The sequence below is a fragment of the Verrucomicrobiia bacterium genome (assembly GCA_035629335.1).
Taxonomy (GTDB): domain Bacteria; phylum Patescibacteriota; class Saccharimonadia; order Saccharimonadales; family Saccharimonadaceae; genus DASUUR01.
Genome location: DASPIB010000006.1, coordinates 1 through 2,168 on the forward strand (window position 1 = coordinate 1; position 2,168 = coordinate 2,168).

1 protein-coding gene is annotated in these 2,168 nt (G+C 46.5%); it reads left to right on the forward strand.

Annotated elements, in window-relative coordinates:
- The coding region (locus tag VD907_05800; GenBank protein ID HYG84358.1) for a chromo domain-containing protein at positions 1–408 on the forward strand (408 nt) is incomplete at its 5' end.
- Positions 409–2,168: the final 1,760 nt, after the last annotated feature.

The window sequence follows — 2,168 nt, forward strand, 5'->3', positions numbered from 1 at the left end:
TCAGCCAAACTTTCTCACCGAAAAGTTGGTCCTTACGAGGTTATTGAACCCATCGGTAACCAGGCCTATCGAATTCGGATTCCTCATGCTTGGAAATGTCACAACGTTTTCCACGTCTCCAAGCTGGAACCTTATCGACAATCCGAACGTTTTCCTGCGGAACAACCACCGGAACCAGAGGACGATAGCGGCGAGCCCGCCTATTTCGTCCGGAAAATCATCCAGTGCCGTTGGAACAAGCGACGAAAAGCCCTGGAATACCTAGTTGATTGGGAAGGATATGAAAAAGACCAAGCGACTTGGGAACCACTAGACAACTTATTAGTGGACGACGAACCGATTTTCGCCCTCGAACAATTCCGCCGCGAAAATCCCGACGCCGAATCCCGAGTTACACCTTCCCATTAACTCAACCGATCCGTTCCGGATCTAGCCTACGTGACATTTAAGTGTCAGTTCTTCCGAACCACGCAACATTAGGATAAGTCTCGTACTTATCCTTGTCGACGGGTGTGACCAAGTTACCTCACCCAGAACGACAACCAACAGTTATGCGACGCTCACTACATGAGGTCCCAATAGCTGTCTTATCACAGAAAGAGAACTTAATGTGGTTGCCTGAGGTCTGCCCTGGACTTGTGCCAGCTTCCGCTCAAGAAAAGCTTCCCTTGTTTCGTTCTTGGTAATGTTGTTACGGAGAATGATGAAGAGTGGTAGTGGAGGGCGGTATATCCTTGTTGCTACTGTGAAGGCACTCGGACTCGAGCCCGTTGAAGCTACTAACTTGTTTACTGACTTTAATTGAGGCTGCCCTGGCTTAAAACACCAGCTTCCGCTCAATTTAAGGAATGACGTGACTTGTTCACTGAATTGTTACTTTTGGCAAGACCACACTTGATATCGGTTCTCAAAATGGGTTTTATGACCTTGGGGGGAGAATTGATGGTGGTTTGGAGAAACCCTACTTCGGGTATGTTTTCCCTTGCCTTATTTTACAGTGGAATCTTCTACTGACTGCTTGCGAGGACGCTTCGCCCTAACGAGGGGGTAGTGTTACAGGACTCGCATTTTACGGAATTTCTATGCCAAGAGTTACCCTACTTTCGGTAACTATAATTCTTGGTTTGGGTTACCCTGACTTCGGGAAAGTGTTACTTATGTTCTTCGGGCTAATTTTTCTAAGTCCTGAAAAGTGTACGCTTTCGCCGCCCTTAATCTGTCGGTTCGCGCATGCATTTGCCCCGCCAGTTGTGATTTCCCATACTATTTGAAGGTAAATCACCCTGAAAAGTCACCCAACATCGTAGATTTCCGCTTTTTTCACCGCTTTCTACCCGGTGACACTATGGGGGGATGGAGTGGAATCTGAGGCTGACTGCGGACAGTTACTCTAGGAGTTACCGCACTTACTACTACGCCTCCCACGCCTTGACGAAGGTCTTAGCTGCTTGTGCCGGCTAAATCCTCCTCCCACTTGGACGAACTACTGCACACACTGACTGCACCTCCGCGGGCTGCAGCCGACTACCATACACCACACCTCGGTAGGTTAAATCCGGTGTGGACTCCACTAAGGGTAGCTCCCTTACATGTCGGAGTATGCTAATCGAATATTGTAAAGATATCGGGAGAGTCCAAGCTCACGCACTACATTATTCTGACTGATTAGTATCTGTTTTGGTGAGTCGCAAGATCTTATGCATAACCAGGCATCTACTGATATTGTTGAATCCACTTGTGAACGCTTAGGAAATTGCACGGGGTTTTCATTGGTACTGTATTTAGCCTGTTAGTTGTGTTCGCTTAGCTTTATTGGTTGATTTTTGTTGTTGTGGCTTAACTACTGTTTGACGCGTTACTGTTTTGGTCGCTTAGCGCAGGGCGCTAACGTTAGTTTAAGGGTTATTTGTATTTTGTTAAGAATTGCTTTACGTGCTCTGTTATTCCTAAGATACGCGTTCACGGGTGGAAGAGATTCTCTATAAAAGAGGTCCTTTCCGGGTCTGAGGAGTTTCTCATCATTATCGAAAAGTCTTTACACATTGCCTGAGTTTTAAAGAGCTTGCGAATCTGCCTTTTGTTACTACCAATTTATTTCCGCTTACCTTACCTGTTGGTATAGCGGCCCCCTCTTGCTCTTCAAATCGAATCTATTAGTTTCCCTTGAG